Genomic DNA, 1,036 nt, shown 5'->3' with positions numbered 1-1,036 from the left:
CTTGCGCCTTCACGTACGATGCTCACTAACGCTTGGCTCGTCGCCGCAGAGACTTGCTCTGAATCGTAAGTGATTCGAGAAAGCAAGTTACCCGTTTTTTCTTTGTCAAAGTACGATACAGGCATGTGCATAAAGTGATTAAACACCATGCGTCGTACTAGCATCACCACATTGCCAGAGACCCAACTCAAACAATACGTGGAGACAAAACCACTCGTGCCACGAATGAACATCATGACAAATATAATTAAAGGAAGTGTACGTAGAAAATCAGAATCCGCGTTACCAAAACCTTCATCGAGAAGCGGTTTTAGTAGGGAAATCATATAAGTATCAGAGATAGCATTAATCACTAATGCAATGACGGCAACGATAAGGCCAGACTTGTAAAGGCGGATAAATTGCCAAAGACGTTTAAACGTCTGCCAAGTCGTTTCATCAGTATTTATCGACATAGAAGTGCTTTATTTTCTTACAGTAAGACTCTTATTCTACTCGGTTACGCAGCATCTGCCTATACCAAGGCTCAATTGTCTCACGACGTTTACTTTCAAAACGCCAGTTATTGCCATCAAGTAAGATTGTTATTTGGCCATCACTTCCAGTGTCTAACCAACTAACACCACTGTCGGTATAGGCTTGAACGACTTCAGGTGCGGGCATTCCCCACTGGTTTAGTTTTGCCGTTGAAGCAATAGCCAAGCTAGGCTCAACAACATTGATAAACTTAGGGTTAGAAGAGGTTTTGCTTCCATGATGCGGCACTAGCATTACATCACTGCGCAGCTTTTCTGGCTCTCGAAGCAGTATCCATTCGCTGATGGCTTCGATATCACCAGTAAACAACATTTTAAAACCTGTACTAGGGTCTTCCAGACTGATGACACAAGAGTGGGGGTTGTATGCACGTACTACAGGTTTAGGAGGCCAAAGTACCTCCATGTTCAATCCTTGCCACTTCCATTTTTCACCAGCGATGCAAGGCTGATAATGTAAAAAGCTCTGGCTGCTTAGTTTGTGTTTAGGTGAAAAGTAC

Annotated in this window: 2 protein-coding genes; both read right to left on the bottom strand. The window is 43.2% G+C overall.

Annotated elements, in window-relative coordinates; genetic code table 11:
- Positions 1–455 (bottom strand): ABC transporter transmembrane domain-containing protein (locus tag R7E47_RS25340; RefSeq protein WP_318085574.1); only part of this gene is annotated, 455 nt, incomplete at its 3' end.
- A 31-nt stretch (positions 456–486) separates the two neighbouring features.
- Positions 487–1,036: ComEC/Rec2 family competence protein (locus R7E47_RS25335; RefSeq protein WP_411913455.1), on the bottom strand; the 550-nt coding region annotated here is incomplete at its 5' end.

It is taken from the genome of Vibrio sp. Vb1026 (genome assembly GCF_033338745.1).
In the GTDB taxonomy this organism is placed as follows: domain Bacteria; phylum Pseudomonadota; class Gammaproteobacteria; order Enterobacterales; family Vibrionaceae; genus Vibrio; species Vibrio alginolyticus.
Note: the sequence above shows the minus strand (reverse complement) of the source record. Positions and strands in the feature narration are given on the sequence as shown.